The 26,973-nt window shown below is 44.5% G+C and carries 21 protein-coding genes and 1 tRNA gene; 9 read left to right on the forward strand and 13 right to left on the reverse strand.

Annotation, left to right across the window (positions count from 1 at the left end):
• Positions 1–363: 363 nt before the first annotated feature.
• The 4 genes from QUB52_RS13080 to QUB52_RS13095 form a co-directional block, all read right to left on the reverse strand.
• A complete protein-coding gene (locus QUB52_RS13080; protein ID WP_265237898.1) occupies positions 364–1,587 on the reverse strand; it encodes a class I SAM-dependent methyltransferase in 1,224 nt (407 codons plus the stop codon).
• Between the two features lie 107 nt (positions 1,588–1,694).
• On the reverse strand, positions 1,695–3,176 hold the full coding sequence (locus tag QUB52_RS13085) for a M16 family metallopeptidase (RefSeq protein ID WP_332973784.1): 1,482 nt from the start codon (positions 3,174–3,176) through the stop codon (positions 1,695–1,697).
• Positions 3,177–3,465: 289 nt separating this feature from the next.
• Positions 3,466–5,058 carry a M16 family metallopeptidase gene (locus tag QUB52_RS13090; protein WP_332973785.1) on the reverse strand — a complete coding sequence of 531 codons (1,593 nt, stop codon included), beginning with the start codon at positions 5,056–5,058 and terminating at the stop codon, positions 3,466–3,468.
• 302 nt (positions 5,059–5,360) lie between these two features.
• Entirely contained in the window at positions 5,361–5,492 is a 132-nt protein-coding gene (locus QUB52_RS13095) for a hypothetical protein (RefSeq protein ID WP_332973786.1), read from the reverse strand.
• Between QUB52_RS13095 and QUB52_RS13100 the strand changes: the two genes are divergently transcribed.
• Both QUB52_RS13100 and QUB52_RS13105 read left to right on the forward strand, forming a co-directional pair.
• Positions 5,491–6,105 (forward strand): TetR/AcrR family transcriptional regulator, encoded by a 615-nt coding sequence (locus tag QUB52_RS13100; protein ID WP_265237905.1) that lies wholly within the window; start codon positions 5,491–5,493, stop codon positions 6,103–6,105. The genes QUB52_RS13095 and QUB52_RS13100 overlap by 2 nt on opposite strands.
• A gap of 140 nt (positions 6,106–6,245) precedes the next feature.
• Complete coding sequence (locus QUB52_RS13105; protein WP_265237907.1) at positions 6,246–6,764, forward strand: GNAT family N-acetyltransferase; 519 nt, start codon at positions 6,246–6,248, stop codon at positions 6,762–6,764.
• An 8-nt stretch (positions 6,765–6,772) separates the two neighbouring features.
• On the opposite strand, the gene QUB52_RS13110 is transcribed toward QUB52_RS13105, so the two are convergent.
• Positions 6,773–7,138, reverse strand: coding sequence for a hypothetical protein (locus tag QUB52_RS13110; protein WP_265237908.1), 366 nt, complete (start codon positions 7,136–7,138; stop codon positions 6,773–6,775).
• Positions 7,139–7,259: 121 nt separating this feature from the next.
• Here QUB52_RS13110 and QUB52_RS13115 point away from each other — a divergent pair, with 121 nt between their 5' ends.
• On the forward strand, positions 7,260–8,021 hold the full coding sequence (locus QUB52_RS13115) for a cobalamin biosynthesis protein (RefSeq protein ID WP_265237909.1): 762 nt from the start codon (positions 7,260–7,262) through the stop codon (positions 8,019–8,021).
• 7 nt (positions 8,022–8,028) lie between these two features.
• On the opposite strand, the gene QUB52_RS13120 is transcribed toward QUB52_RS13115, so the two are convergent.
• A complete protein-coding gene (locus tag QUB52_RS13120; RefSeq protein ID WP_265237910.1) occupies positions 8,029–8,394 on the reverse strand; it encodes a phage holin family protein in 366 nt (121 codons plus the stop codon).
• A gap of 109 nt (positions 8,395–8,503) precedes the next feature.
• Here QUB52_RS13120 and QUB52_RS13125 point away from each other — a divergent pair, with 109 nt between their 5' ends.
• Together QUB52_RS13125 and QUB52_RS13130 are read left to right on the forward strand one after the other, a co-directional pair.
• Positions 8,504–9,001, forward strand: a complete 498-nt coding sequence (locus QUB52_RS13125; protein WP_265237911.1) for a pentapeptide repeat-containing protein — start codon at positions 8,504–8,506, stop codon at positions 8,999–9,001.
• A 391-nt stretch (positions 9,002–9,392) separates the two neighbouring features.
• Positions 9,393–9,668 carry a LapA family protein gene (locus QUB52_RS13130; RefSeq protein ID WP_265237913.1) on the forward strand — a complete coding sequence of 92 codons (276 nt, stop codon included), beginning with the start codon at positions 9,393–9,395 and terminating at the stop codon, positions 9,666–9,668.
• Positions 9,669–9,684: 16 nt separating this feature from the next.
• On the opposite strand, the gene QUB52_RS13135 is transcribed toward QUB52_RS13130, so the two are convergent.
• The 3 genes from QUB52_RS13135 to QUB52_RS13145 all read right to left on the reverse strand — a co-directional run bounded on the left by QUB52_RS13135 (position 9,685) and on the right by QUB52_RS13145 (position 13,088).
• A complete protein-coding gene (locus QUB52_RS13135) occupies positions 9,685–10,647 on the reverse strand; it encodes a hypothetical protein (RefSeq protein WP_332973787.1) in 963 nt (320 codons plus the stop codon).
• A 155-nt stretch (positions 10,648–10,802) separates the two neighbouring features.
• On the reverse strand, positions 10,803–11,864 hold the full coding sequence (locus QUB52_RS13140) for a hypothetical protein (RefSeq protein WP_265237917.1): 1,062 nt from the start codon (positions 11,862–11,864) through the stop codon (positions 10,803–10,805).
• A 549-nt stretch (positions 11,865–12,413) separates the two neighbouring features.
• On the reverse strand, positions 12,414–13,088 hold the full coding sequence (locus tag QUB52_RS13145; RefSeq protein WP_265237918.1) for an Npun_F0813 family protein: 675 nt from the start codon (positions 13,086–13,088) through the stop codon (positions 12,414–12,416).
• 749 nt (positions 13,089–13,837) lie between these two features.
• Between QUB52_RS13145 and QUB52_RS13150 the strand changes: the two genes are divergently transcribed.
• From QUB52_RS13150 to QUB52_RS13165, 4 genes are all read left to right on the forward strand, one after another.
• Positions 13,838–13,911 (forward strand) — tRNA-Arg (locus QUB52_RS13150).
• Between the two features lie 308 nt (positions 13,912–14,219).
• Entirely contained in the window at positions 14,220–15,848 is a 1,629-nt protein-coding gene (locus QUB52_RS13155; RefSeq protein WP_332973788.1) for a site-2 protease family protein, read from the forward strand.
• A 137-nt stretch (positions 15,849–15,985) separates the two neighbouring features.
• Entirely contained in the window at positions 15,986–16,933 is a 948-nt protein-coding gene (locus QUB52_RS13160) for a PIN domain-containing protein (RefSeq protein WP_332966092.1), read from the forward strand.
• A 16-nt stretch (positions 16,934–16,949) separates the two neighbouring features.
• On the forward strand, positions 16,950–17,591 hold the full coding sequence (locus tag QUB52_RS13165) for a hypothetical protein (RefSeq protein ID WP_265237922.1): 642 nt from the start codon (positions 16,950–16,952) through the stop codon (positions 17,589–17,591).
• 19 nt (positions 17,592–17,610) lie between these two features.
• Here QUB52_RS13165 and QUB52_RS13170 read toward each other — a convergent pair whose 3' ends face one another.
• The 4 genes from QUB52_RS13170 to QUB52_RS13185 all read right to left on the reverse strand — a co-directional run bounded on the left by QUB52_RS13170 (position 17,611) and on the right by QUB52_RS13185 (position 26,924).
• Positions 17,611–18,996, reverse strand: a complete 1,386-nt coding sequence (locus QUB52_RS13170; protein WP_332973790.1) for a hypothetical protein — start codon at positions 18,994–18,996, stop codon at positions 17,611–17,613.
• Positions 18,989–19,456 (reverse strand): hypothetical protein, encoded by a 468-nt coding sequence (locus tag QUB52_RS13175; protein WP_332973791.1) that lies wholly within the window; start codon positions 19,454–19,456, stop codon positions 18,989–18,991. The genes QUB52_RS13170 and QUB52_RS13175 overlap by 8 nt, the downstream gene beginning before the upstream one ends.
• The gene (locus QUB52_RS13180) at positions 19,453–23,433 is read right to left on the reverse strand and encodes a CHAT domain-containing protein (RefSeq protein ID WP_332976196.1); all 3,981 of its coding nucleotides are present in this window, start codon (positions 23,431–23,433) and stop codon (positions 19,453–19,455) included. The genes QUB52_RS13175 and QUB52_RS13180 overlap by 4 nt, the downstream gene beginning before the upstream one ends.
• 485 nt (positions 23,434–23,918) lie before the next feature.
• Positions 23,919–26,924, reverse strand: a complete 3,006-nt coding sequence (locus QUB52_RS13185) for a UPF0182 family protein (RefSeq protein ID WP_332973793.1) — start codon at positions 26,922–26,924, stop codon at positions 23,919–23,921.
• Between the last annotated feature and the right edge of the window lie 49 nt (positions 26,925–26,973).

Below are 26,973 nucleotides of genomic sequence, written 5' to 3' on the forward strand. Positions count from 1 at the left end.
AATTGCAGGAATTTACAATTATGACCTGTATTTATCATTACAACAGGCGAGCATTTGATATTTTCGCAGGAGGTCTACTGATAGCTGAGTTTAATGAAATATTTTTTATCTAAATCCTTACAGTTAAGCTAGTAAGCTGTTCTAAATTTAAATTGTGTGTGAAAAATCAATCAAACTCTTGTGGTACGTTGCTCCGACGCCGTACCGAATATGTAATTTAAATGGGCGACAGCTTAATAAATGATTCAAATCAACAAATGATGGGCGACACACAAAAAACAAATCGGTATAACATTTGACATCAATGAAACATCAACAAATTCATATTCACTCAGTCGTTTACTATAACATCGTTGATGTTATTCAATTTAATTCCTTAGCTAGATCGGAGGAAAGCAAGAGTTCAGGAAATAGTAAAGTTTCTAAATAGTGAAAATTGATGCCATAAAGTTTTTTGATGTCTTTGATTTGTCCAATAATTTGCTCCTTGTTGATACTCTGATTGCTTTTGATTCCCACAATCATTATATTCTTACTCGTATGTTCAGCAGCTATAAACTCAAAAACCTTGGTCTTGTAGCCAGACAACTCCAGTAGAAGTGCTCTTAATCCATCAGTCACTATTTCCGATTGCCTCTCTAGCAAAATGCCAGACTTCAGCAGATCCTTCAAAACCAGATTCGGATGAATTTGTTTCCTAACTTGCTTGTGGCAGCATGGTGCTAAGATAATCAAAGAAGAATCAGACTGTATCCCTTTATAAATCGCATCATCTGTTGCAGTATCGCACGCATGAAGCGCGATGGTTATGTCTGATTTTTCTGCGCTATAGTTACTGATATTTCCTTGTTTAAAATGTAAATCTTTAAAGTCAACTGATTGGGCAACAGAGTTACAAAAATCTACTAAATGTATTCTGCTTTCTATACCGACAACTGATGCTTCTTTATCTAAAATATTGTTCAAAAAATCATATATTGCGAAGGTCAAGTATCCCTTGCCTGAACCCATGTCAACTACAGAGATATGACTCTTCGCTGCCAATGCTGATGATTCAAGTAAGCCATGTATAATTTCCACAAACTTATTTATCTGTCTAAACTTATCTTCCATCGTTTTTACGACATTACCTTGACTATTGGTAATGCCTAATGCTGTGAGATATACATTATTTTCGGATTCAATATAGCGTTTTTTCTTGTGATCATGTTCCTGCGGAGTCGTATCAACAGGATTGGTAAAAGTAGGCTTAATACATTTAAGTTTAGGATTCTGATCTTTGCCATATTCAAGTTGAACATCTTGCTTGACCGAGAATAATCTAATACTCATAAATTCACTCCCAATCAGGGTTTTTATCAAATTTATCCCCTCTTCGATTGGGTGATTTTTGACTATTTCCTTAGTTTTATAGCTATAGGTAAAAGAAAGTTTTATGCTTGATTTAAATTGTACGATTCTCACAATGATTTTAGTTAAACCGTCTTCTCCTCCTCTATATTTTCCTAAAGTTAATCTGACAAATTCTTGATTCTCTATACTAGAACCTAGAATTAACTCGAATTGCTCTTGCGTGTTGATATTCATTATATTATTCAGTAGCCCTAGGGTTCGCAATCATAAATCCCAAAATTATATCCACAATCTCACAGTGACGCACCACACAATAGTCTGGTGCGTCACACGAATCATCGTCAAGTCGCTGAGGGAATTGTGATGTCAACAGATTGCACTTTCACCGAAGTTCCTAAACTCGATAACGGCGGTTGAATTGCCGCAGTATTTCCCACTACTAATGTCACCAGATTCTCCGGTTTCAAGTAAGTCTTGGCTACGCGCTGCACGTCAGCAATTGTGGCTGCTTCGATGCTGCGGCGGTAACGAAAAATGAAATCTTCGGGATAACCGTAGTATTCGTATCGCATTAGTCGCGACAAAGTTTGACTGGGATTTTCAAATTTGAAGATGAAAGAATTGAGGGTAGAATCTTTAGCAAAAGCTAATTCTTCTGGGGTAATTGCTTCGGTGCGGATACGATCGATCTCAGCGCGAATTGCCTGGATAAACGGTACTGTCGCGTCCGATCGCGTTTGGCCCCCAGCCACAAACGTCCCAGGATAGTCATATCTCGGACTCCAAGCCGCATAAACAGTGTACGCTAAGCCTTGGCGCGATCGCACATTATTGAACAAACGCCCGCCAAAACCATTCAAAACCCCGTTCATCACGTCCAAAGCAGCGTAATCTGGACTGCTGAGCATTCCGCCCAAATGCCCCATCTGCACGTAACTTTGACTCAACTGGGGCTGATCCACCAAAAATATGCCGCCTTGATTTGCGGGAGATACCGTTGGTAGTGCAGGCACTTCTGCACTCTGAGTCGGTTGCCAATTGCCGAATTTTTGCTCCACGAGCGATCGCATTTTAGCAGTATCAAAATCACCAGAAATACCCAAAATCATATTCTTGGGGTGGAAATACTTCTGGTAGAAACCCACCAAATCGTCGCGGGAAATATTGGCGATAGTCTTGTATTCTACCGTGCGCGCGTAGGGACTGCGATCGCCATAAATCAACTTTTGAAACTCGCGGCTCGTAATATCATTAGGATCATCATTGCGGCGGGCGATACCACCTTGCTCTTGATTCCTCGCTAAATCGAACTTTTCTTTAGCAAAAACTGGCTCCTGAATCACTTCTGCAAACAAGTCAAAAACAGGTTCCAAATCTTCAGTTAAAGCACTAAAATTAGTGTTACCAGAAGTAGCATCAATTCCTGTTTCTACCGAAGCAGCACGCTGTTCTAACAACTGATTTAATTCATCAGCCGTATGCCGACTTGTGCCACCAGTTCGCATCACTTCTCCCGTCAAACCTCCCAATCCAATTTTATCAGCAGGTTCAAAACGATCGCCCGTGCGAAATAATGCCGTCCCCCCAACTAACGGCAATTCTCTATCTTCCATCAGATACACGCGGATGCCATTTTTCAGCTCAAAGCGAGTGTATTTAGGCAGTTTAATTTCAGCCAGCGCCGGGAATTTTAATTCGTCATAGTGTTTGGGCCCAGCCGCTAAGGAAGGCAACAAATTAAACGTGCCAAGTGAAACAGTAAAAAAGCAAAGCGAGAGCAAAAATAACTTTACTTTCTTCAGTCTCAATTTAGTCCTTTTCATTCTTTTTCCAATGTTTCCTATGTTGACAATTCGAGGCAGAGCCTCTGGATCTGCGTTCCCAGGCAGAGCCTAGGAACCAGTAAATCTAGCTTTTATCCGAGGCCCGATCCCCCTAAATCCCCCGAAAGCAAGGGGGACTTTGAGAATACTCCTGTCCCCCCCTTCTTAAGGGGGGCTAGGGGGGATCTAGACCTAATCGCTAGACAGAATATCGGCACTAGGTTTCAGCTTAAATTGACACCAATGCCCTCTTCCTTCTTCCTTCTTCCTTCTTCCCTCTTCCTTCTTCTTAGAGCGACAAAAGCTTACCAATCGTGCGGTTTTCCGGGCGGAAAGTAGCCTGAGAGACACGTTGAATGTCAGCAGGAGAAACAGCCGCGATCGCATCCAACTCCTTAAACAAATTTTTCCACGAACCAGTTTTAACTTGATAATCCAGCAACGAAAATGCCATGCCCATATTAGAATTGAGCGATCGCAATAAACCAGCTCTCGCCTGAGTTTTCACCCGCTCCAACTCCAAAGCAGACACCGGCTCAGTTTTTAGGCGATCGATTTCCTTGCTCAAAGCCACCGCCACCTCATCAACAGTCTTACCCGGAGCAGTTTGAGCATAAAACAACATCAAATTCGGGTATTTATCCCCCGGATAACCACTGAAACCTTGAGCAGCTAACGCCAATTGCTGTTGTTCTACCAAAGACTTATAAAGCCGAGAAGTGCGGCCACTGCTGAGCAAAGAACCAATGATTTCATAAACCGCATTGTCGGGATGATTCATCGCTGGTCTGTGGTATCCTTCCAAATACCAAGGTTGAGTTTTTAACTTCAGCGTCACTTCCTTAGTTTGCGTTTGGGGAGGCTCCACAATTTGCAATTCAGGAGGCGCTGGTTTCGCCTTGTAGCGCCCGAAATAAATTTGAGCGAGACGCTTCACCTCCGCAACTTTCACGTCTCCTACCACAGCCACAGTCAGTTTACTGGGGATGTAGTGACTATCGAAAAAATTCTGCACCTGGCTGCGGGTGAGGTTTTTAATGTCTTCAGTGTAGCCAATTACCGGGCGACGATAAGGATGAACAGAAAAAGCTTTGTTAGCAAAAACTTCGACCATTTGCCCGATCGCCGAATTTTCAGTTCGCAGCCTCCGTTCTTCTAGAATTACCTGTTTTTCCTTATAAAATTCCCGAAAAACTGGTTCTAGAAATCGCTCCGATTCCAGCGACATCCACAATTCTAATTTGTTAGCTGGGAGACTATAAAAATACATGGTCGAGTCGATAGAAGTGGCGGCATTTAATCCGACTCCGCCTGCTTGTTCGACTATTTTGCCGAGTTCATTGCGCTTGACAAATTGCCCAGCTTCGGCTTCAACCTTGTCAAATTCTGCTTTGAATTTGGCGATTTCTTCAGTTTTGCCGATCGCCTTCGCTGCTTGCATTTGCTCGAAGAGTTGGTCTTGTTTTTCTAGCAGCGGCTTTTCGGCTTTGTAGTCGGTAGTGCCGATTTTTGGCGTACCTTTAAAGGCTAAATGTTCGAGATAGTGGGCGACTCCGGTTTGGCCGTCGGGTTCGTTTGCCCCTCCCACGTCAGCGTAAATTAGAAACGATGCTACCGGAGATCTGGGCCTTTCGAGCACGACGAATGTCATGCCATTGTCGAGCTTAAATTCCGTGACTTGCTTGATTACGCGATCGAGCGACGGTTGCACAGACACTGTTTGGGAGCCGTTAGCGGGGTTCTCGCGGGCGAGGGCGATTTGGGGGGAAAGTCCCCACCACAGCAGTACAGCAGCCAGCAGGGAGGCGATAAATCGAGTTTTGCGGGGCGATTCCCTAGGGGATAGCTTCGTCGCGCGTGGTTTTTGGAACTGCGGGGTCATTCGATTTTAGATTTTAGATTTTAGATTTTGGATTGTCAAACAAAAAAATGTTTGCGCTCAATGCCAGAGACTCTTTTCTAAGGATAAAGATTTTTGGAGGCATAAGCGATCTGTTGCGCCGCAGATGTTAGGCTGATACAGCAAATCTCAAAAAGGGTCTGGGCCCGGCAAGGAGTTTTGAGTTTGGGATTAAAGTCGCGCACAACTTAAAGCGTAACATTATTTCACCCGCCCGTCCCAAACCCGCAGTTCCAAGTGAATCCACCTAAGTAAACGTAAAATACGGCTCGCTAAAAAGCTGGCTATGTATGTCTTCTTCCTTTTGCCTTCTTCCTTTTGCCTTCTTCCTTCTGCCTTCTTCCTTCTGCCTTCTTCCTTCTGCCTTCTTCCTTCTTCCTTCTACTTAAGTCGCCAATTACCGATTGCAAAGCCATGCGAATTTTTAATCAGTCTCCTCCTTCAGAAACAGAAACCAAAAAGCGGATTTTACAAGCGGCTGTGCGGTTGTTTGCCCGCAGCGGATACGACGGTACGACAACTCGCGATTTAGCAGCGGCAGCAGGGGTGGCGGAGGGTACGCTATTTCGGCATTTTGATAATAAAAAAGCGATTTTGATTCAGGTAGCGACGGAAGGATGGGTGGAAATATTGACAGATTTGCTGACCGAATTGAGCGAGATGGGCAATTACAAAGCCGTGGCTCAGGTAATGCGCCGACGGATGCTAAATATCCGCGAGAATAGCGATATGATGCGGGTGTGTTTTTTGGAGGCGCAGTTTCACCCGGATTTGCGCGATCGCATTCAGTTGGAAGTCATCGGAAAAATGAGCGTTGTGGCTGAGGCTTTTTTTGAGACGGCGATGGAAAAAGGAGTTTATCGCAAGATGAATCCGAAGATTGTCGCTCAGGTATTTTTGGGAATGTTTGCAGTAGCCGGTTTTAGTCAAAATACGATTGGGGAACCGAATGCTTCTCCGCAAGAAATGCAGGAAATAGCCGAAGGATTAGCGGATATTTTTCTGAATGGGGTTTTAGTTAAGGATTAGTCATTAGTCATTGGTCATTAGTCATTAGTCATTGGTCATTAGTCATTAGTCATTAGTAGTTCGCGTCTTTTTTCCTTCTTTATTCTTCCATACATCCGTTACATCCGTTACAGAATCCGTTGCCGAACTTCCTTCTACTTATGGACAAAATCTTGGACTATTCTATTCGGCCGCTAATGCAGGAAGACGAACCTTTTTTGTGGCAAATGCTGTACGTCGCGGCGCACATGGCAGAAGAAGGTGAATCAACGGTGCAAGCTGTTGTGAATCATCCTTTAATTGCGAGATATGTCAAGGATTGGGGACGTGCAGACGATACGGGATTCGTAGGAATTGAATTAAACAGCAGCCAGCCCGTAGGAGCGGCCTGGCTGCGTTTATTTACAGGGGATGACAAGGGATTTGGCTGGGTAGACGATATCCCGGAATTGGCGATCGCGGTTCTTCCAGAATATACAAATCAGGGTATAGGAACGCAGTTGTTGGATCGTCTGTTGTCAGCAGCCAAAGCATCTTATCGATCGGTATCCCTGAGTGTTAGAAGCTCAAATTCGGCCCTGAATCTCTACCAGCGATCGGGATTTAAAGTAATTGAGGGAAGCGAGACAATCAACCGCACAGGAGGGACATCATTAACCCTGCAAATAGATTTTAATTGATTGAATTATTACTCGTCGTTAAACTCGTACACTTGCTGTACCCAATTCTCCCGAATTTCCTGCCATTCATCGGACAATACTTCCCAAGTTGTATTGCTTTCTAGTTCCAGCAATAAACTTGATACTTCTTCCAGAGTCGATGCTACATGACAGTCTTCTACCCAACTTTCCCGGCAAAGTTTCCAGTAATTTTGCACTGCTTCCCGCTGGATGTCTGATTCCAATTCAATTAGATATTCTGCTAGCTGTGAGGGTTCTACTGCTGCTTGCACTTCACTCATCCAACTGTCGCGACGTTCTTTCCATTCTTTCGTCACTGCTTCCCATGTGAGGTTGCTTTCAAACTCTAATAGTAACTGGTTCAGTTCTACCATATTAAATGTTTTTTGTTTGCAGTTTGTGCTAAAAGTATTATACAAACTTTTTTAATTAATGATCTTAAAAAACAATTAAAGATTGCGGCCTCGGTGAAACTACCGAATACATAACTGAATCATGAGCGATAAATTTACTTTAGATATGCTAGATATTCCCAGCGGTTGGAATCGGGGGACAGGGGACTGGATGGGAGTGGCGGCAGCTATGAAGAGAGGGGAAACTGTAGAAGTAATTCAAGAAGTTGGTTCTACTTTGTGGCAAAACAGTTTACCTGAAAAATATTCTTTGTGTTGGGAAAGCGAAAATTTGTCACCTATCAAAGGGCGAATTTGGATTAGTTTTACCCAGAGAAGATTTGCGCCGGAATCTGCTTTGCCAAAGGTTCAATGGCATCCGAGAGTGTTGTGGGTAGGGATAGGTTGCAAGGCTGGAACTTCGCGAGAATTAATCGAAGCTGCGATTCAAAATGTTTGTCGCAGTTATCATTTAGCTGAAGGTGCGATCGCAGGAATTGCTTCAATAGACACTAAAGCAGGTGAACTTGGCTTGCTGGAACTTTGTCGATCGCGAAATTGGCCATTAAAAACCTTTGCTGCTGACATTTTGAGTTCCGTAGAAGTCCCGAATCCTTCAAATCTGGTAGCAAAAGCAGTCGGCACGCCCAGCGTAGCAGAAGCGGCTGCACTTTGCGCGATCGCCCAAATTTCAACCGCCCATCAACACCAAGAAACGCAGATATCCATCAATCATCTGCGTTTATCTGCGTTTATCTGCGGTTCGCATCCCCTCTTAGTTCCGAAAAAAATATTTCGCTCGGACAAAAAACTAGGCTCTGTTACAGTAGCAGTTGCAGTTTGCCCGATCGACTATCTAGGATAATATCTTACTAATCCAAAGTACCCGTATTCACAAAACGACCAATCAGCCCAGAAACGAACGACAACACAATCGAACCGAACAAAGCAGGCCAAAAACCGTTAACCGCAAAGCCGATACTGAACGCACCCGCCAACCACGAAGCCAGGGACAGGGAAATTGCGTTCACAACAAACAAAAACAAACCTAAAGTAATAACAGTCAAAGGCAGGGTCAGCAATGTAATAATTGGTCTGACAACCGCATTCACCAATCCGATAACCACAGCAGCCACCATCGCCGCCGGAAAGCTAACCACCACAATACCTGGTACAATGTTAGCGGTAATCACCAGCGAAATTGCGGCTACTATCCAAGTTAAGAAAAAACTTAGCATATCTTGTTTTTCATCTCCATCACTATTAATTGAGATTGTAACTGTTTAGGCGATCGACCAAAGTTCGGGATACACTACAAAATACCCACCTTACGAGAATATCAGACATATGAAACTCCGGCAACTAGCAGCATTCCTCTTAGCGCTAACTATCTTCATCCTGCCGCGCGCAGCCCAAGCTCAATCTAAATATTACCCACCGCCGCTGTCCTTTAGCAACGCGGAACTGACAAGACGCGATTTTTCCGGTCAAATGCTGCGCGCCGCCGAGTTTTCTAACGCTAATATGGACTTAACTAATTTTTCTAATGCCGATTTGCGGGGAGCAATTATGAGCGCTTCGGTGATGACTGAGGCGAATTTGCACGGAGCAAATTTAACTAATGCCATGATAGATCAAATTAAATTTACTAAGGCTGATTTAAGCGATGCAATTTTAGTCGAAACAATTTTGCTGCGTTCTACTTTTGACGGAGTTAATATCACAGGCGCTGATTTTACTGATGCAATTATGGACGGCGCACAAGTTAAAGAATTGTGCACTAAAGCCAGCGGGATTAATTCTCAAACTGGGATTTCTACTCGCGATTCTCTGGGATGCCGTTGATTTATTTTCTAATCCCATAATTTTAATTTGTGGAACAGGCATCTTGCCTGTTTCGGGCGATGCTCAAAGCCCACGCCACAAGTAATAAATACACAAAATTCATGTGATTGTGGAACAGGCATCTTGCCTGTTCCCGGCGGGTTGTCCGGCCCACCCCACACCATATAGCGGTTCTAAAAAAAGTGAGGAGAGCCTCATGCCCTATGCCCTATGCCATATCCCGGAAGCGTACCTGATCTTTTTGAGAAAGGCTATAACTTCCCCCGCACTTACTTGACTTATTCCCGAATCTTGTTGTATATTATTAAATAATGGGTAGTTAATTTTGTGGACACATATTCAAATTATAAAACGAGTTTATTAGTTAAATTTTTAGCTTTTCAAGCCTTTTATGAAAATAATTCCTCTGCTCACAATTAGTTTTTTAGTAGCAATTTTAGTTAGCGCGATCGCCATAATCTCAGTGCAGAACGCCGCCCCAGTCGCCTTAAGCTTTATCTTGTTTAAATCCATACAAATTCCAGTAGGATTAGTATTGGCAATCAGCATTAGTGCGGGACTGCTCGGCGGTGCACTGCTACAACCGCTGTGGAATTTTTCAGATTCCCAAGACTCGCGTCCGAAATTTCAAGCAAATCCCGAAGACTCGGACACCGTAGAATATTAAGTTAATTTTTCAAACCTTAGATGGAATAAACCTGACCGTCAATCAGCAGCCGAGTAATTCCTTTGGCTAGCAAGTAAGGTGCGGCTTTTTGCAGCAGCCTGCCATCTGGAATTTTGAAAACTCTTTGATTGCGAGTAGCAAATCGGCGGGCCACTCGGTGATTGTCAAAAACTGGTAGGGTTTTCTCGCGAATTTCCGCCGCCGGAATTTGACCGAGTTCCCCAAATGCTTTCAAAGGTCTAGTAATTAATTCTGCCGCCCGATCGACTACTAAATAGCAAATTTTGGGCAGAGACGCTTGGCTTAAAGGCAAAACTTGAATCGGCCCCTCCGCCCGCAGCTCCATCGGCTCCCCCGACATCGAACCCAGCACACTCCCTTCAAACAGAGAATCTTCATCCTCTAAATCTTCGTCGAAGTCGTCATCTAAATCATCCTCATCCTCATCCTCATCCTCATCCTCATCGAAATCGCTAAAATCTTCACCATCAAGCATTGCCTGTAGTTCTCCAGTCACAACAGCACGGTGGCTGCGCGAGGCAATATTTTCTTGGGCATCTGGCACATCAGAAACGTCCAAATCCGACTCTAAAGTTCCTGAAATTTCGATTTCTGGGACAGGTTGGGCGGCTGATATATAACGCTTTCGGATCGTCGGCCTCGAATTGGGGGCTGATTGCGCGATGAGGAGTGACTCAGACAGGGGAGTATCTACAGGGGCGATGGAGCTGGCAGCCGACGATTCAGCAGTCGCCTCTGTTGGTTCAGAAACGCTGCTGGTGCGATCGGACGAACGCTTTTGTTTTTGCTGTACCAAAAATTCGTATTCTGACTCCGACAAAGCCCCCTGAAGGATGCGCCTCACAGTCGAACTACTCACTCCGTAGCGCTTTGCCAGAGTGATAGTATTCTCGTCCGACTGTCGGTACAGCCGCAGGAGTTCGCGTTTGTCTGAATCGGATAGTTTTGTGGGCGTCATGCCAAATTTTCCAGCAAAAAAATGTGAAAAAACGCAGGAAGTGCGATCGGCGAACTGTGATTTTTCATTTTCGATTTAAAGTTGACAGATGCCGGCAAGGGCAAAACAGCTTTCGCGTTTCCATCTCTTGCCGAAGCAACCCCAATCTCCCATTGCTACGCGGAGCGACGAGTCCGCCTGCTCTGACGAGAACGGGTTGAGATGTCATGTTCCAAGACAGCTCCAATTCCGAACAGGATGCCACTGAAAACAAAAAAGACTTCCAGCAAACTGCCGCTTTGATAACTACCCTCAGCCTGAGTATCTCGCCATTTAAAGTACATATCTGCGATGTAAAGCGAAAAAGTTGCAGCCGCAATCATTCTCCAAGATTGGGAAAAACGTCCTCCCCAAAACGCCAGCAGCAGTGCAGTAGCAATAATCAGCAGCAAAACGTCCCCGACGATGTAAAACAAATTGATCGCATAGGCGTAAGGTGACAGTTGTTTGTCAAGTGCCATCACCCATGCGGGAGCTTTAGGTACTTCTGCTGATTCTTCTTCCGATGCAGGTTCATCAGCAGTCGCGGCCGCTCCTTTTGCCTTTGACTGGGCCGAATTGTCCAAAGCAGGCGCTTTTCCTTTGGCAGGAGTTGCTGGTGCAGATCCTGTCACTAATTCCTGAGGAGCAGCCGGAGCCATTCCTAGCTGTGTCCTCCAAGAGTCCGGTGCAGCAACCCAGATAGCTATAGCAATCCCAAAGGCTGCTATTCCGGCTAACAAACCCCACTGCCAAACTTCTAGATTCAGACGCTTGGAAGTCACAGCTACAACCATGCCTCCGATCAGCACCACATAGCTGCCCAGATAAAACGCATCTGCTGGGGACACGTCTGGATCTAACTCGAAATAGAGTTCCCAAATCCCGAACAGCACGCCGGCGATAAAATAGAAGAGCATCCCCAAACCAATGCCCAGCCAGACGTTGCGCCCGCTCGCCATCTGGGGGCATTTCCAGTTTCTGAAACAGACTAAAGACGCTCCGAGGTATGCCCCGCATTCAAAAACATAAGTGCCGATCGAGTACCAAGGCGGTAAACCATCTTCTTTTGAAAGGGGGACGCTGAACAGCAAAAAGAACAGCAGCGCCATGACAGCCCAGACAATGCCCACAATCACTAGGCTCTGAGCTGATAGTAAAGATGTAGATGTAGATGACTTTTCTGAAGTGCTACTCATAGGGATTTCACGATACCTAACTAGCGGTTGAATGCACCCCATCTCAATTTTTGATTGTAGATGAGGATTCTTTCGCCAAAGAACCTTGATCTGACGCTCCCGGAAAAACTGGCGTCTTCAGCGTGTCTTCGGGTTTTTTGCCCTCGTACACTCTCGAAAGACTAAGCAAGAATAATATCTATTTACTAATTCAAATAATTAGTTCTTAGTCGATCTTTTTCCACGTAATAGATGATAGAGATACGGTCTATGTCTTCACCATTAAGGCTTTTACCGTACCAAATTAATCTGTGAAATTATACCCTCAAATGTTGCTTTCTCTGTTTTTTGCTTTCGCACTCCCCCACTCATATCAATGATTGTGGGTGGGGACTGCGATCGAAATTTAGTTAAATTGCCAGAGTCTAGCTGGGTTCCTAACTGATTTAACAATTATGTCGCATCGATACAAGTTGGCCATCCAACCTGTATCTTCCTTGCCCCCAAAGAGTGCAATTATCTCAGATCGATTATCTACACCCAATTGTTAGAGCAATTGTCAGAGATTTTCTATCCTGCGATCCACAACTTGTTGAGGGCTGATTGTTTCAGCCAATCTAAAAACTGAGTGCGATCCTGTGCTGGCATATCTTGCAGCACATCGCTCACTCCCTCAGCAAAGTCGGTATTGCCAAAATATGATTTGCCCAAACGGTGAAGTTCTTGCAATAAGGTCTTGAGATTTTGCTCTTGCCAAGGGGGCACCTTATGATTTTGCAAGGGACTAACGGTTAGCCAATTTTTGATCGCATCAGCGGAGTCTGCCTGGGGGAAGTTTCCTTGCTGAAATACCTTGGCGATATCTTTCTGAAACGATGCGGCTTGCCTTGCGCCTAAGAGGTCTTCTACATCGAAGTAAACAGCTTGGAGGAGCAGCAGACAGCCCTGCGCGAATAGCGGTGCTTTAGCGGATTCTGTACCCGCCGGTTCTTCACCGGCAAGCTGATCTAAACGAACTTTTCCCCAGACGCTGTATCTATCCGGCTCTTCTAGCAGAACACAGGCTTTGCCTCGGTTGTCGGTTAAATCCCGCCACAAGGCTCTGGCGTCTTCTGCTTGCTTGCCGTTGAAGGCGCTGATTAGGCGAAAAGTCTGCCCCTGATAATTGAGAATGGGAATTTGTTGATCCCGTTTTGGGTGTTGAAAATTGGATATTTCAACATCCTGCCGTTTCAGAATAAACATGACACTGCGATTTGACTCCTGTCATGGCCGAGGTGCTTTGCTTTTGAAGCTCTCCAGGCTTTTAGGCTTGGGGATGCTTGATTCGACAAGTCCGCTTAAATTAGCAGGATTGCCCTCCTCAAGCGTTCCGATACTTTTTTGTTAACAAATGCTAACAAATATCTAAGCTGAGATTGTCTCTCAACCCTGGCATATAAACTAATGCAACAAGGAAATTCCCCCGCGCACAACTTACGACTGCTGTACTGGCAACGCTTGATTTTCGAGGTCGTGCCGATCGGGCGATTGACTGTTTTGCTTTGATGCCGTAGAGGAAGCTTATATATAGGCTCCGTACCATCAGGGATTCTCACCTGAGTCTTTCAATCCTAGTTCTACCACATTTTTATCAAATATCAAGTCGAGCAGAATGTTGGCAAACATCACTCAACATCAGCAAGTTAGTCACGCTGGCGTCAACTCATGCCTAAAATCAGGGGATCTCTGGTTTTTCGATAATGCGGCCTGCGTTTTAGGATTGGCAACTATCGAATGTTAACAATTGTGCTGTTTGCAAGTGAGTCCCTCCAGCTTGTGTGAATTGCTATCCTCAACCCACGGGCCATCACCAGGGTGTTCACTCCCGATCGCGCCGCGCTCCACATCATAGTTTTTTTAGATAGAACCGTTTCTGTGTAAGTCAAAAAAAATTTACTTGCTCGATCGCACACTTCACCGATACAATCATATTGTTAACGATTTTTTAAGTTGGGTGCGTAACTCAGTTGGATAGAGTAGCTGCCTTCTAAGCAGCGAGCCGCAGGTTCAAGTCCTGCCGTACCCATTAACAAAACCCAATAGCATCAATGGTTTGAGCCTGATCCGCTGCGGATTTGTTGCCGATGCCCGAATCCGCAACCAAGTCAAATCTGCCCAGAAGCGTCGCCTGCTTTCGCGGCTGCCAATCTTCCCGCTTCCGGGCGATCGACACTCCCGCCCATCTGAGTAGATGTTTGAGACAACCGATGTGGTATCATAAAAAGTCTGTTGTGTCAATAGCCCAGAAGTTAAAACCGCAGCAGCCGGTTGTGGGCCGAGTAGCCCTCAGAGGTTATCCTTAGTGATCGGGCTAGTTTCGGACAAGTTTGGATAATGCTCCCAGCAATTTTATTTCACATACCCCAAAATTTAATGTTATTACTCGACCGCAGCGCGATCGGCCAATTACAGCCGGTATTGGCGCAAGCAACCGGACTGCCGATAATTGCATCGGAAAATACCGCAACAATTGCGCTGTTATTGGTTGCTGTGGGAATTCTGGGTTGGGGATTTTATCGCGCCAAACCTTTTGGCAAACTGGGAATTTTGGCTTGGTTGCAGTCAGTGGTGCTGATGAGTCCCTGGCTACTATTCTTTGGTTTGTTCGCAGCGGGGATTTACCTCAATTTAGTTGCGGTATTGTTGCTGCTGGTGGCATCCACGGGATTGTACATTTATCTCGGCCGGCAATTGCGTAAGGCGGCAGCCGATGCAGTGCTGGACTCGCGCCCCGCTCCTGCTGAGCTAAAGTCCCAAAGCGATGGAACCTCCCAGCCAAACGAACAGCCGGTACCAGCGAAAGAAACAATTAAGATCGTCACATCGCGTGCAACTAATGAATTAGAAATAATTCCCGTTCCAGTTGAAGATCTTAAGGCAATTCAAGGCATCTTTGGCATCGATACTTTCTTTGCTACAGAAACGATTCCCTATCAAGATGGCGTAATCTTGAAAGGCAATCTCCGGGGAGACTCGGAACAAGTACACTCGCGTTTGACGGCAAGTTTGCAAGAAAGATTGAACGATCGCTACCGCCTGTTTTTAGTAGAAAATCAGGACGACAAGCCCGTAGTTATTATCTTACCCAGCACCAACGACCCGCAGCCAACTACCGTATCTCAAAAAATTCTCGCAGTCGTGCTGTTACTCGCAACAATTGCTACTAGCTTGGAAACAGGCGGTTTGCTGCTGGGTTTCGATTTCTTTGACTCGCCTGGTAGATATCTAGAAGTTCTGCCAATTGCGATCGGAATTTGGGCGGTTTTAGGCTCAGGCGAAATTGCTCGCCGAGTGCTAGCAAATCAGTACAAGGTGGGCTTGAGTTGGCCGTTTTTTATACCAACATTCCAGATAGGTTGTTTTGGGGCGATCGATCGTTTTGAGTCGCTGCTTCCCAACCGTAAAGTTTTGTTTGACATTGCTTTTGCCGGGTCAGCCGCTGGGGGAATAATTTCTCTGCTAATGCTGGTAACGGGTTTGCTACTTTCTCACCCCGGTAGCTTGTTTCAAATTCCCGCAGAATATTTTAAGGGCTCGGTTTTGGTGGGAACTTTGGCAAAAGTGGTTTTGGGTTCTGCCTTGCAGCAGCAGATTGTTGATGTTCATCCGCTGGTAGTTATCGGTTGGTTGGGCTTGGTAATCACGGCGATTAATTTGATGCCGGCGGGACAGTTGGACGGGGGTAGAATCGTGCAAGCAATCTACGGCAGGAAAATTGCCAGTCGCGCTACTTTGGCGACATTTGTGGTGCTGGCGATCGCTTCTTTAGTTAATCCTTTAGCTCTGTATTGGGCGATCGTGATTCTGATTTTACAACGGAATCTGGAGAGGCCGAGCCTCAACGAGCTGACTGAACCTGACGACGCTCGCGCAGCTTTGGGTTTGTTGGCTTTGTTCTTGATGATTTCTGTACTCTTGCCCTTGACTCCGGCTTTAGCTGGGCGTTTAGGAATTGGCAACTAATCATCAGACCATTGGTGGGCTGGGTGCGCCCAAGCGCACCCCAGATATTTATCAATTGACCCAATAGAAAAGCTCGGAATTTGTTTAAACTTAATTTAGCAAGTAAAAATCACTTATGTAAGCACTAGGCTAAAGTTATGGCTAATCAACTTCCTCCTGTATTTGTAACTTTTGATGCGGATCTTTTGATGGCTGGCAGAACCCAAGTGTGGCAAGAATATGCCAAGGTGGGAAGTTGCTATCTCCCAGAAGTAGTGTATGACGAAATAGATTATTTGACAGGGAAAGCGGTAGAAAAAGCTCAAGAGCAAGTGGCTAGGGAGTTTATGCGCTTTTTTGCAGACAGTGGCTGGATTGTGACTGATGCTCAAGAAACGCATCGGGCCCTAGAACCCTCGATTAAAAATCAAAGCGCACAAGCAATGCTGGTTGTAGCTACAGCTCAGTGCGTTTACGGTTTGGCTCAGGAACACCCCGATGCACTGGTGATTTTTGTGTCCAACAGTCAGCCTCTGCTGAAGCGGATAGCTTCTGTGGGGGCTGCGAATCTCTGCGGTATTACTGCGGCGATGCTGTTAAATTGGGCGAGGAAAGGGGAACGCCCGCCGGCGGCGACTCAGCAATTGCAAAGTTTGATGCGAACTTTAGCCGATCGGCAATCAAGTCAGCGCTCTAATAGTAGAATTCAAAATGCTGGTGTTGGCAAAACGGGGACTTCTACTAGCAAGTTCACGATGCGTGGCGATTCCGAGTTGAAGTCGGCCAGCAATTCTACTAAAACTAATCACACGGGTTTGAGTGGGAGCCCTCGTGCGAGTTCGCGCGCCAAAAAGCCGATACCCAGTCGCGAGGAGTCCAGAGATTACGAGCCGGCTGTATATCGCATCAAACATATTACGGCTCCGAAAAAAAGGGACAGCGGTTTTCTCTCTAATGCGTTTAATTTTTTGGGAGCGTTATTTTTCTTGACAGTAGCGGTGGGTATTTTGTGGCGAGTGTTCGATGTTAGGGGTTTTAGAAAGACTTTTGTGCCGGCTCTACCGTCGCCTGTGCGAGAGTTTGTTAAGTCGATCGACCCTAAATAAGAGAGAGGGACAGGAGTTGAATTGGAACGAAATAATTAGTGGATTGGCCTTAGCTTTGGCGGGTTTTGCTTATGCTACATTCTTTTATGTAGTTCTTCCCATCAGATATTACGATTCTGGGACATCCGTTTGGGCCATAGGAATTGCGATCGCCCTTACTGTAGCAATGAATTGGCTACTATCTGAATCATTGCTGACTGGGTGGAGTTGGGTAGCTGCATTATTTGGTTTTCAGATACCGCTGATGATTTTTTGTAGCCTATTTTTGGGAGATGGGCTGTACCTGCCAAGTTTATTATTTTTCGGAACTATGGTAGTGGGAGTTGCGAGCGTTTATACCAATTTTTCGCAACAAAAAATACTGTTAATTGTGAGTTTATGTACGGTATTTTTCCTAGCTTCAATGTACTTATCTTTGATTGGTGGCTATGTGCTTAGAGGCAAAAATCCGTTTCAGGGTTCTTCAAAGCAGATGCAGCCGCTGTTGAATCAAAGAGTAGAAATTCGCACCGACGATCCGAAACAATTGCAGTTGAATGGTAAAACGGGCGAACTCACTCAGATCGATCGCTACGAAGTGACAGTCAAGCTCGATGATGATAAAATATTCTGGCCTTACGTCCAAGTTTGGTGGCAGGATGTTAAGGCGGCTAACTAACAAAAATCCTCAGAATTGTTCATTTCGATCCCCGAATTCGGTCAAATAATTTTAATAAACCCGCACTGACTAAGCCTCCTGCAATTCCCAGAAGCAGACTCAACACGAGAACTTGATTCGCAGACATGGGATTTTCTGGGCTAGCGGGGCTTTTGATTTGGCTGGCGTAGATGCTGGCGGCGACTCCGCTGGTGCCAATGCCCACGCCCACTGTACCAATGGTAAAGTTTAAAGTGCGATCGCTCCTAGCCCGCTCAATCTCGATAATCCCCTCTACAGTCTCGATCGCATTTTCCAACAACCGCAATCCCGCACTCAAACTTCTATTATCCGCTTTAACTTGCGTGACATACTTTTCTTCAGCAAAATCGCTGAAATTCGTCATAAAATCTAACTCATTTTCTGGCTTTTCCATTCTCTTGGCTATTGTTTTTAGCCGTTTCTTATAGTTATTTAGATTAGTTTTAATTGTATTTTCTTGTTCTTCCAATCGACTAATATAATTAGCATAAATCGAGAAAATTGTCAAGCAATAAACCAGATTTTCCTGCAATTGTTTCAGGTCAACTTTAGCAGCATTGACTTGTTCTGGCAGTTGGCTGACAATCTCTTGAATCTTCCGCGAAGCATCCTTGAGTTTGGACTTAAGTTGGCGACTTTGTTGATAAGCCCAAATCACTTTATTGCGGTATCCAAATAATCGGATAAACTGCGGATAAAGTTTAGTTATTTTGTCACGGGTAGTGATAATTGATGCCTCGCCACTGTTAGGAAACAAGCAAATTAACACATGATAATTTTGGCTGATATTGCCTCTCTCTCCCCGAGGTAGCCACAATTCATAAAGATTTGCCCCTAAAAATTGCCCTGATGCTTTTAAATCCCGATCCCATTTAGCCTTCGGGACTAACTTAAGTTGGTCGTAGCAATTTTTGGCAGTTTCTAAAGCATCTTGGTCATCAGCAGTCAATTCACCCCAAACTAGCCAACTTTGACCGATAGTAGCCGGTTGACTGAAGCGAGAAATAATTTCTTTTTTCAGCCCTTCTAAACAGTCGATTCCTTCCCGTGCAAATTTCTTGTCGCTGTCGGGTTCTATTTTGCCAGATAAGTCAAACTGCACAGCATAAGTATCGCCGAATTTGACAGGATAAGCATAGCCATCGAGGGGAGATTCAAATGCTGCTACTTTTTTGTTGCCGAGTAAATCGATGTAATCACCGATTTCGGTTTCAGCTTGTGCGATTTGTGCTTGCTGGGGCTGCGAGAGTTTGTCGCCATAGATTTTTTGCCAAAACTGCTGGCGGTTTTGGCTGATTTTCTCTTCACTTTGCCCGAAACCGTCGGCTAAATCGTAGACAAATAAATCAACTGTGGGGTAAATCAGCCAATTTTCGTTAGTCATGGGCGAAACTGTCTGCTATTGACGATAAAATTGTATCGCGACTTGCTTGCACTGAATTCCCAGCTTGCAAGATTTTTCCGATAAATTGTCTTAACCCTCGCGGCTTAACTTTGGTATCGATTTCATTGATGATTTTTGGTAAATTTGTTAAATCGCTGATATCGCTGGCGACGTTACTAATTTCGGGGTTAGTAGTGTTTTCATTTTCAAATTCACTATCCGGTAAAACATCTAATCCTTTGCTACGTTCACTGCTATGATATATCAACCAATTATGAGTCTTTTCATAAGCAGCTAGCAGAGGGGGATGCAATTCGGCAAGTCTTTCGATATCGACAATTGTGAAAGTTTCATCAATTTTATTAAACTCTGATTGAACTGCTGCGGGTAGCGGTTCTGTTTGTTGGAGTACCGCGCCAATAAAAGCTGTAAAAATATCGTCATTATTGTTTTTCATCATAATCCCGTTAGAGTGAAGGCTGCCCAGTAATACGGATGTTGATAAGGTTGGTCTAATCCTATTTTAGCCAAGTTTTGCCGATTGCTTTTAAAGAATCGGCGCAGGCTAACTTCATCTTCAGAAAGTTCGCTGCTGTTTTCGGAAATCTTGTCAATTTCCCGCTGACACCAAGTGGCTAAATCTTCACCTGTGGCTGATTGCAGCCATTTTTGAGAATTTGCTAAAGCGACGGGTAGGGAATCGCCACCTTCTCGCCACCGTCGGTAAAAGTCTATCATTAATAACGTACTCGCCCCGGATTCGACTGGCCACAGGGTACTGACGACACAGCCAACTCCCGCGCACATGAAACCGCTGATTAATCCTACATATTCGGCGAGAATTGTTTGTTTGTCTGTGACGGCGGTTTCGCAGGCGGAAAGGCAGATTAATTTGTAGTTACTGAGGTTGAGTTGGATGATTTCTTTGACTGTTAATCGGTGAGTATCGCTTAAGTATAAAGTTGATTGTTGAGGATTGTCAAAATCATAGCTACCGTGTCCGGTAAAGTGAAATATGTGGTGGGGCTGTGGCAATAATTTGGTGACTTCATCGAGGGTAGCTGCATTTTCTCCCCGTCGAGTAGAGTTGGCAAACATTCGGCAAATGATTTCGGATTCTATCTCGGCGGCTGGTAAAGGAAGCAATTTTTTTCGTTTGCCATTTTCATCAATAATTATACTGTCGGGATTTTCAATACTGAGGATAGAGTTTTTATCGTTTATAGCCGAGGCCAGATCCCCCCTAGCCCCCCTTAAGAAGGGGGGGACAAGAGTGTTCAAAGTCTCCATTGTGCCGGGGGAGACAGGAGTGTTTAAAATCCCCGTTGTGTCGGGAGAAACCGGAGTGTTCAAAGTCCCCCTTCTTAAGGGGGATTTAGGGGGATCTGAACTTGGAGATAAGCGAGAAATTTCGGAATTCAACCGATGTTTTAAATTCAGCCCAAATTGAGCGCTAGGCAAATAGGTAATCACAAATTCACTGCTAAATAAAGCATGAATTGGGAAGCGGTGCAAGTCGCGGTGAGGAATCAGAATTAAGTTGGTAATGCCGTTTGATTGTAATTGCTGTTCGATGTGGGCAATCTGCAAAATATCTTTGAGGTGTGCAAATTTACTGGGCATTCCCGCGCGCCAAGCATGGTTTTGTTTATTGGCGTTTTCCTTGGATTTATCTTGATAATCGGCATATTGTTGATTCCATTTTTTTACCCATTCTTCAAATTCATCTGGGGATTTGGTATAACAGTCTTCGGGTGACAGCAATCCATCGGATTTGATGATGAATGTTGTTAATGCTGCATCGCTGAGATGCCAGTAAATCGCGCAGGTTGTAGGATTGAGAAGTTGCTGAATTTGAGCGTGAGTGACTGTTGCTGCTGTCTCTTCTTGGTAATAGGGAATTGGTAAGGCGTTTAGCAGCCAAGACAGGCAGACATTTTTATCTTGTTCTGCGGTTTCTAAGGCTTCGATTAATTTGCCAGACTGAATCAAAATATTTACGGTTAATTGTTCAAACCTAACCAATTTGTCGGCGAGTTGTGCTTCGCTGAGTTGGGAATAGTTTTTATCTGTCAGTAAGCGTTGCAATAAATCGGTTGCATCTCGCCGTAATTTATTGGCTTCTTCAACTTCCTTTAAGCCGAATAAGGTTTTGATTAACGCCTGTATAACTTCTAGGTGCAGTTTCAGGAAAGCTTCTTTAGTTAAGGTTTTGAGGGCTGCTTTGTAGCTGGCAGCAGCTTTACTCCAATAGGTGTAAGGAGAATTTAGTTTTCCTTGATCGTAGTGAGCATTTCCTAGTGCTTGATGCAGTTCTCCATATCCTTCGGGGTGGGTGTTTTGTTGGCAATATTCTAAGCCTGCTTGTAATGTTAATATTTGTCCTTCATAGCCGCGCTGTTTCAGGTTATGAGTTAAGATTGTTCTAGTTATTGGTGGAGAATCAGGGAATTCTGCCTGTAATATTTCATAAACTACCTGGTTATATTTAGGTGCGTTGCTAACTGCGTTGCTCCTATTAATCCAAGCACCGTGATCTTCGGGTTTTAATTCTAAGGCTTTGTCCCAGGATGCGATCGCTTCTTCAAATCTTACTAACTTAACCAGAGCCACGCCCCTATTTTTCCAGACTTTGCGCTCGTCTGGTTTTAATTTTAGGGCTTTATCATAGGAAAGGAGCGCCTCTTTTAATCTTTCTAAATCACCCAATACAATTCCGCGACCATACCAGGTTTGGTCATCATCTGATTTTAATTCTAAGGCTTTGTCACAGGATACGAGTGCTTCTTCTAATTTATCTAACTTATACAATGCAACGCCCCGATTTCTCCAAGCATTATGAAAATCTAGTTTGAATTCTAAGGCTTTGTCGTAAGAGGCAATCGCTTCTTCCAAGAAGCCTAAATTATCCAGTGCCTTACCCCGATTGTACCAGGCTTCTTCATCATCTGGTTTTAATTCTAAGGCTTTATCGTAGGAGGCGATCGCTTCTTCCCATCTGCCTAAATTATCCAGTGCAACGCCCCGATTTCTCCAAGCATTATGAAAATCTGGTTTGAATTCTACGGCTTTGTCGTAGGAGGTAATCGCTTCTTCCAAGAAGCCTAAATTATCCAGTGCCTTACCCCGATTGTACCAGGCTTCTTCATCATCTGGTTTTAATTCTAAGGCTTTATCGTAGGAAGTAATCGCTTCTTTCGATCTGCCTAAATTACCCAGTGCAAATCCCCGATTGTTCAAGGTGTTGTCATCATCTGGTTTTAATTCTAAGGCTTTATCGTAAGAGGCGATCGCTTCTTCCCATCTGCCTAAATTGTACAACGTACCACCCCGATTGTTCCAGGCATCGTCATAATCTGGTTTAAATTCTAATGCTTTGTCGTAGGAGGCGATCGCCTCTTCTAGTCTTCCTAAATTATTCAGTGCAATGCCCCGATTGTACCAGGCTACGTAATCATCTGGTTTTAATTCTAAAGCTTTATCGTAAGAAGCAATCGCTGCTTCTAATCTTCCTAAATCATCCAGTACACTGCCTCGGTTATTCCAGGCTTCGTGGTTATATGGTTTGATTTCTAAGGCTCGATTGTAGGAGGCTATCGCTTCTTCCAATCTTCCTAAATTGTGCAGTGCAATACCCCGATTGTACCAGGATTCGTAATCATATAGTCTAATTTCTAAAGCTTGGTTAAAAGATGATTTGATATTACTTCGACTCAAAAAAAAATCTTTTGAATGATAAACTGATGCCGAATCAGGATTTGCAGAATAACGATAAAGAGTAGAAGCAGTGTTGTTGGAATCTATAGCACCTTGATAATCACCTAATTTTTGTAGAGCTAAAGCTCGTTTTTCCCAGACTTCAGGAGCGTTATATTTAAATTCAATAGAGCGATCATAGAAAGCAACTGCCTCTTCAAAATTACCTAGTTCAAATTGCTCATTCCCTCGCTTATACCAAACCTCAGCCTCCCCATCAACTTCCCCTTCTCCCTCACCATCCCCAACCGGAGATATCGGAAACTTAACCAATATCTCCCTACCAACATTCCTCGCCACCTCTCCCAATTCCCCGCCACAAATTCCCCTCAACAACTCCAGCTGCCGCGCCAATTCCTGAAGCGATGACACCGAATCCGTAGAGGCGGTTTCCCCGTGCCCGCCCTCCTCAGTTGTTTCTCGATCAATTGCTAACAATCTTTCCCCAAACCGTCGCAACCAGTCAGCAAATTCAGTATCTCTGAGGCGTTTTGCGATTAAAAATTCCGTAACATCGCCACTCGCCCAGCCATCATTTACCCCTTCCAGGAGTTCCATGAACTTCGCCTCAAATTCGGCATCCGTCACAGTTGGAGGCTGCTGAGGCGTTGAAATCGGGCGATTTGTTCCGAAGATTCGCTGAATTAATTGTTTGAGGAATTGCCAGATTTTGTCAAACATTGGTGAGGTTTTGAGGTGACAATGTTTTTATTATAGAGCAATTCTGTGGTTGAAACCGCGTAACATAATATAAACAGGACTTACGCATCAAGGCCAAAGAAACCGGGTTTTTCACCTAGTCTGCTGGCTAATACAAATAATTTTCGTAAAAAAACCCGGTTTCTGAATACTGCTGTCTATCGCCGAGGCCAGATCCCCCCTAGCCCCCCTTGAAAAAGGGGGGGACAAGATTCCGATCAAAGTCCCCCTTTTTCAAGGGGGATTTAGGGGGATCTGGCCTGGGACAAAAGCGATATATTGCTGTTTATAGCCGAGGCCAGATCCCCCCTAGCCCCCCTTGAAAAAGGGGGGGACAAGAATGTTCTCAAAGTCCCCCTTCTTAAGGGGGATTTAGGGGGATATGGCCTCGCGTCTAAACGAGAGATACAAAAGTTTTCAGGCTTAAGTTGACACATATCGGCAATGCTTTTTACACATATCCTCTGTCAATTCAAAGCTGGGGCTGTTCCTTTTATGGGTATCACAATTGCGGGTTTATTAGTAGATTTTGGCTGAAAAAGTGCCTTAAGTGCGGCATCAAGAGTTTCGGCCATCACAATCCGATTTTCGTAGGCAACAATCACTCTGACTAAGGTTGGCAAACTATTGCGTTCTGCCTCTAAATATAGAGGTTCCACATACAGCAAAGATTGTTCGATCGGAATTACCAATAAATTGCCTTGAATCGCCTTTGAACCCTGCCGATTCCACAGAGAAATTTGTTCAGAAATCACCGGATCTTGGTTAATCAAAGCTTCTATCTGTTCCGGTCCATAAACTAATCGCTGTTTGGGGAATTGATACAACAGCAATTTACCATAATCATCGTCGTCCGATCGCCCTGCAATCCAAGCAATTAAATTATTACGACTAACTGGCGTAAATGGCAATAGCAAAATAAACTCTTCTGATGTTTCCGTTGGCAGTTTCGTAATCAAATAATACGGTGCTACAGGCTGCTGTTCGCCACCATAAATCTCATTGGGAACTCGCCACAAATCCTCCCGATTGTAAAATACCTGCGGATCTTCCATGTGATAAGTTAACAACCGTTCCGATTGAACGTTCAACAAATCTACGGGATATCTAATGTGTTTGCGAAGAGCCGGAGGCATTTTGTCAAGGGGTTTGAACATTCCAGGAAAGATAGCCATCCAACTTTTGATAATCGGATCGGAGGGATTGGCAACATAAAACTCAACAGACCCGTTGTAGGCATCAATGACGACTTTTACGGAGTTGCGGATGTAGTTAAATTCATTTTGACCCGGATCTGAATACGGGTAACGATCGCTCGCTGTATAGGCATCGATAATCCAGTAAAGATAGTTAGGAGGCTTGTTATTAGTTTTTGAGGAAGAAAGCTGAAATTTTTTGCCATTTTTATCGTTGTTTTTTTCTATATCATCTTTAGTAAGATTGGCGTTTGCTACTACCAAATACGGGTCGGAATCGTAGCGCAAAAAAGGAGCGATCGCCCGGACTCTTTGGTTAATGTTTCGGCGGTACAATAATTTAGTTTCTGGCGTGAAATTGCGGGTTAGCGCCATTTGCCAATTTTTGAGATAACTAGCAAACAGCAAGCGCCGCCATATAGAACCGATCGCAATTCCGCCCCTACCGCTGTAATTGTTGTAAACATTTTCTTCACCGCTGGGATAGTCGAATTCCTTGACTTGTGTGGGTGTCATCACGTCTGTATCGGTGATAGCGCCGTAGTAAATGCGCGGATAGCCGATCGGGAGACTCATCCGAATTCGATCGCTAGTTATATCTAAAGCAGTCTCTCCTGTCTCGGCTGGAACTCCAATATCTTTAACAAAATAATCGGGTAAACCGCCGACACCGACTGTGTTTACGGGAGAAAGAGTAAAGCCGTAACCGTGCGTGTACACCAGATGTTCGTTCACCCAAGTTTGAGCTTCCGGCGCAACTGCTGTATAATCTAGTTCCCGCGCCGCCAGAATTACTTGCTGGCTTTCAGTTTCTCCCTTTTTTGCGGTTTTCTTTTTGATTGTGTAGCGATCGATATCCGCATCAGGAAATGTATAATACGGTCTGATTTGTTGTAACTGTCGGTTGGTTTGCAGCAGCGGCCGCTTGTCCCACAGCCGGATGTTGCTAACAGTTAGTTGATTTCTTTCTAAGTCTTCATATGTAAGTTTCCCGGCTGGATCGAAAGTTTTTATCTCAATTTTTTTGATATCAAATGCTGCTTGAGTAAAGGCAATGCTGCGCTGGATGTACGGCTGTTCTCGCGCTAATTCGTTGGGTCTTACTATCAGTTGCTGCACAACTTTTGGCAGCAGCAAACCTCCCAAACAACTTAAAGCTAGCCATCCCAAAATAATCTTTTTGATGAGTTGATTGGGAATTGTGAATTGCCAAACCTGCCACAGCATCAAAAGTGCGATCGCCCCAGCCAAGATACTCAAAAATCCATAGACAGGCAGTCGCACGGTCACGTCTGCATAATTCGCCCCATAGGTAACGTCTCCCCGCGAATACAGCAATGCGTAGCGCCCCAGCCAGTACCGGAGTGTGGTGGCTAGCATCAAAGCTGCTCCCAAGCCGTATAAATGCCGCTGTTGCGATCGCGAAAACCCCAAAAATATCCCTTGACTCAGGCTATTTCTCGACAGCAAATATGTTAAAGCACAAGATACTAAACTGTACAAAAATAGAACTGTCAACCAAAAGCTTAGCAACTCTAAGATTGGGAAAGTAAATACATAAAAGCTAATATTTTGGTTAAAAAGAGGGTCGGTTGTGTTAAAATTACTAGGGTGGAAATATTGTAAAACTTTTGTCCAACGACTAGCGGCAATTAGCCCGATCGCCAAACTGAGCAAAAGGGCGATCGCCCGCAGCCAAAAACCCGGCTTAATTACCACAGCTAACATCAGCCCCAGCAGCAAGCTCAACTGCCACCAGTTAGAAAATAGCTGCACCGCCTTAAGCTGGATTGACTCAAATCCGAATTGAATTGGCGGTGTAGACAAACCACCAACTATCCTAAAATCGGCGATACTATCAGCAGCTAAGATTCCACAGTGGATTATTGTTAAAATTGCGATCGCGCTTAATCCCAATACCGCCAACAGCAGCCAGGGAAAGGTAATTTGAGATTTAGCAGCAGGTAGTTGATGATTTTTCCCAGTGTTGAGCGCATTTTTTAATGCGATCGACTGGCCCAAAACAGGTGATTTGATGTTTTCGGTGGGATGTTGCAGGCGGCTGGCTAGGGCTAAATTTCCCAGTAAAAACGCGGAAGATGCAGAAAGTGCGATCGCCCCCAGCAGCCCCTGAGTTTTCAGCTTTAACAGCAAAACCTGAAGATATCCAACTTCCTGAAACCAGAGAATTTCTGCCGCAATCCGGGATAAAAACTCAAAAAATAACCACAGCCCTACAAGCAATAAAATTAGTTGAAAAATTCGCTTAATAGTCATTAGTTGTTAATCATTAAAACTGGTTCCAATGCAGAGCCTTGGAACCGAT

This window comes from Microcoleus sp. A6-C6, assembly GCF_036705955.1.
Taxonomy (GTDB): Bacteria; Cyanobacteriota; Cyanobacteriia; order Cyanobacteriales; family Microcoleaceae; genus Microcoleus.

What these genes read in the sequence shown, in the direction of transcription:
- QUB52_RS13145 (WP_265237918.1), bottom strand. Translation starts at nt 13,088, where the DNA reads ATGTTTATTCTGAAACGGCAGGATGTTGAAATATCCAATTTTCAACAC.
- QUB52_RS13185 (WP_332973793.1), bottom strand. Translation starts at nt 26,924, where the DNA reads ATGACTATTAAGCGAATTTTTCAACTAATTTTATTGCTTGTAGGGCTG.
- QUB52_RS13130 (WP_265237913.1), top strand. Translation starts at nt 9,393, where the DNA reads ATGAAAATAATTCCTCTGCTCACAATTAGTTTTTTAGTAGCAATTTTA.
- QUB52_RS13180 (WP_332976196.1), bottom strand. Translation starts at nt 23,433, where the DNA reads ATGTTTGACAAAATCTGGCAATTCCTCAAACAATTAATTCAGCGAATC.
- QUB52_RS13125 (WP_265237911.1), top strand. Translation starts at nt 8,504, where the DNA reads ATGAAACTCCGGCAACTAGCAGCATTCCTCTTAGCGCTAACTATCTTC.
- QUB52_RS13090 (WP_332973785.1), bottom strand. Translation starts at nt 5,058, where the DNA reads ATGACCCCGCAGTTCCAAAAACCACGCGCGACGAAGCTATCCCCTAGG.
- QUB52_RS13095 (WP_332973786.1), bottom strand. Translation starts at nt 5,492, where the DNA reads ATGGCTTTGCAATCGGTAATTGGCGACTTAAGTAGAAGGAAGAAGGAA.
- QUB52_RS13160 (WP_332966092.1), top strand. Translation starts at nt 15,986, where the DNA reads ATGGCTAATCAACTTCCTCCTGTATTTGTAACTTTTGATGCGGATCTT.
- QUB52_RS13175 (WP_332973791.1), bottom strand. Translation starts at nt 19,456, where the DNA reads ATGATGAAAAACAATAATGACGATATTTTTACAGCTTTTATTGGCGCG.
- QUB52_RS13110 (WP_265237908.1), bottom strand. Translation starts at nt 7,138, where the DNA reads ATGGTAGAACTGAACCAGTTACTATTAGAGTTTGAAAGCAACCTCACA.
- QUB52_RS13115 (WP_265237909.1), top strand. Translation starts at nt 7,260, where the DNA reads ATGAGCGATAAATTTACTTTAGATATGCTAGATATTCCCAGCGGTTGG.
- QUB52_RS13080 (WP_265237898.1), bottom strand. Translation starts at nt 1,587, where the DNA reads ATGAATATCAACACGCAAGAGCAATTCGAGTTAATTCTAGGTTCTAGT.
- QUB52_RS13085 (WP_332973784.1), bottom strand. Translation starts at nt 3,176, where the DNA reads ATGAAAAGGACTAAATTGAGACTGAAGAAAGTAAAGTTATTTTTGCTC.
- QUB52_RS13120 (WP_265237910.1), bottom strand. Translation starts at nt 8,394, where the DNA reads ATGCTAAGTTTTTTCTTAACTTGGATAGTAGCCGCAATTTCGCTGGTG.
- QUB52_RS13155 (WP_332973788.1), top strand. Translation starts at nt 14,220, where the DNA reads ATGCTCCCAGCAATTTTATTTCACATACCCCAAAATTTAATGTTATTA.
- QUB52_RS13170 (WP_332973790.1), bottom strand. Translation starts at nt 18,996, where the DNA reads ATGACTAACGAAAATTGGCTGATTTACCCCACAGTTGATTTATTTGTC.
- QUB52_RS13140 (WP_265237917.1), bottom strand. Translation starts at nt 11,864, where the DNA reads ATGAGTAGCACTTCAGAAAAGTCATCTACATCTACATCTTTACTATCA.
- QUB52_RS13105 (WP_265237907.1), top strand. Translation starts at nt 6,246, where the DNA reads ATGGACAAAATCTTGGACTATTCTATTCGGCCGCTAATGCAGGAAGAC.
- QUB52_RS13100 (WP_265237905.1), top strand. Translation starts at nt 5,491, where the DNA reads ATGCGAATTTTTAATCAGTCTCCTCCTTCAGAAACAGAAACCAAAAAG.
- QUB52_RS13135 (WP_332973787.1), bottom strand. Translation starts at nt 10,647, where the DNA reads ATGACGCCCACAAAACTATCCGATTCAGACAAACGCGAACTCCTGCGG.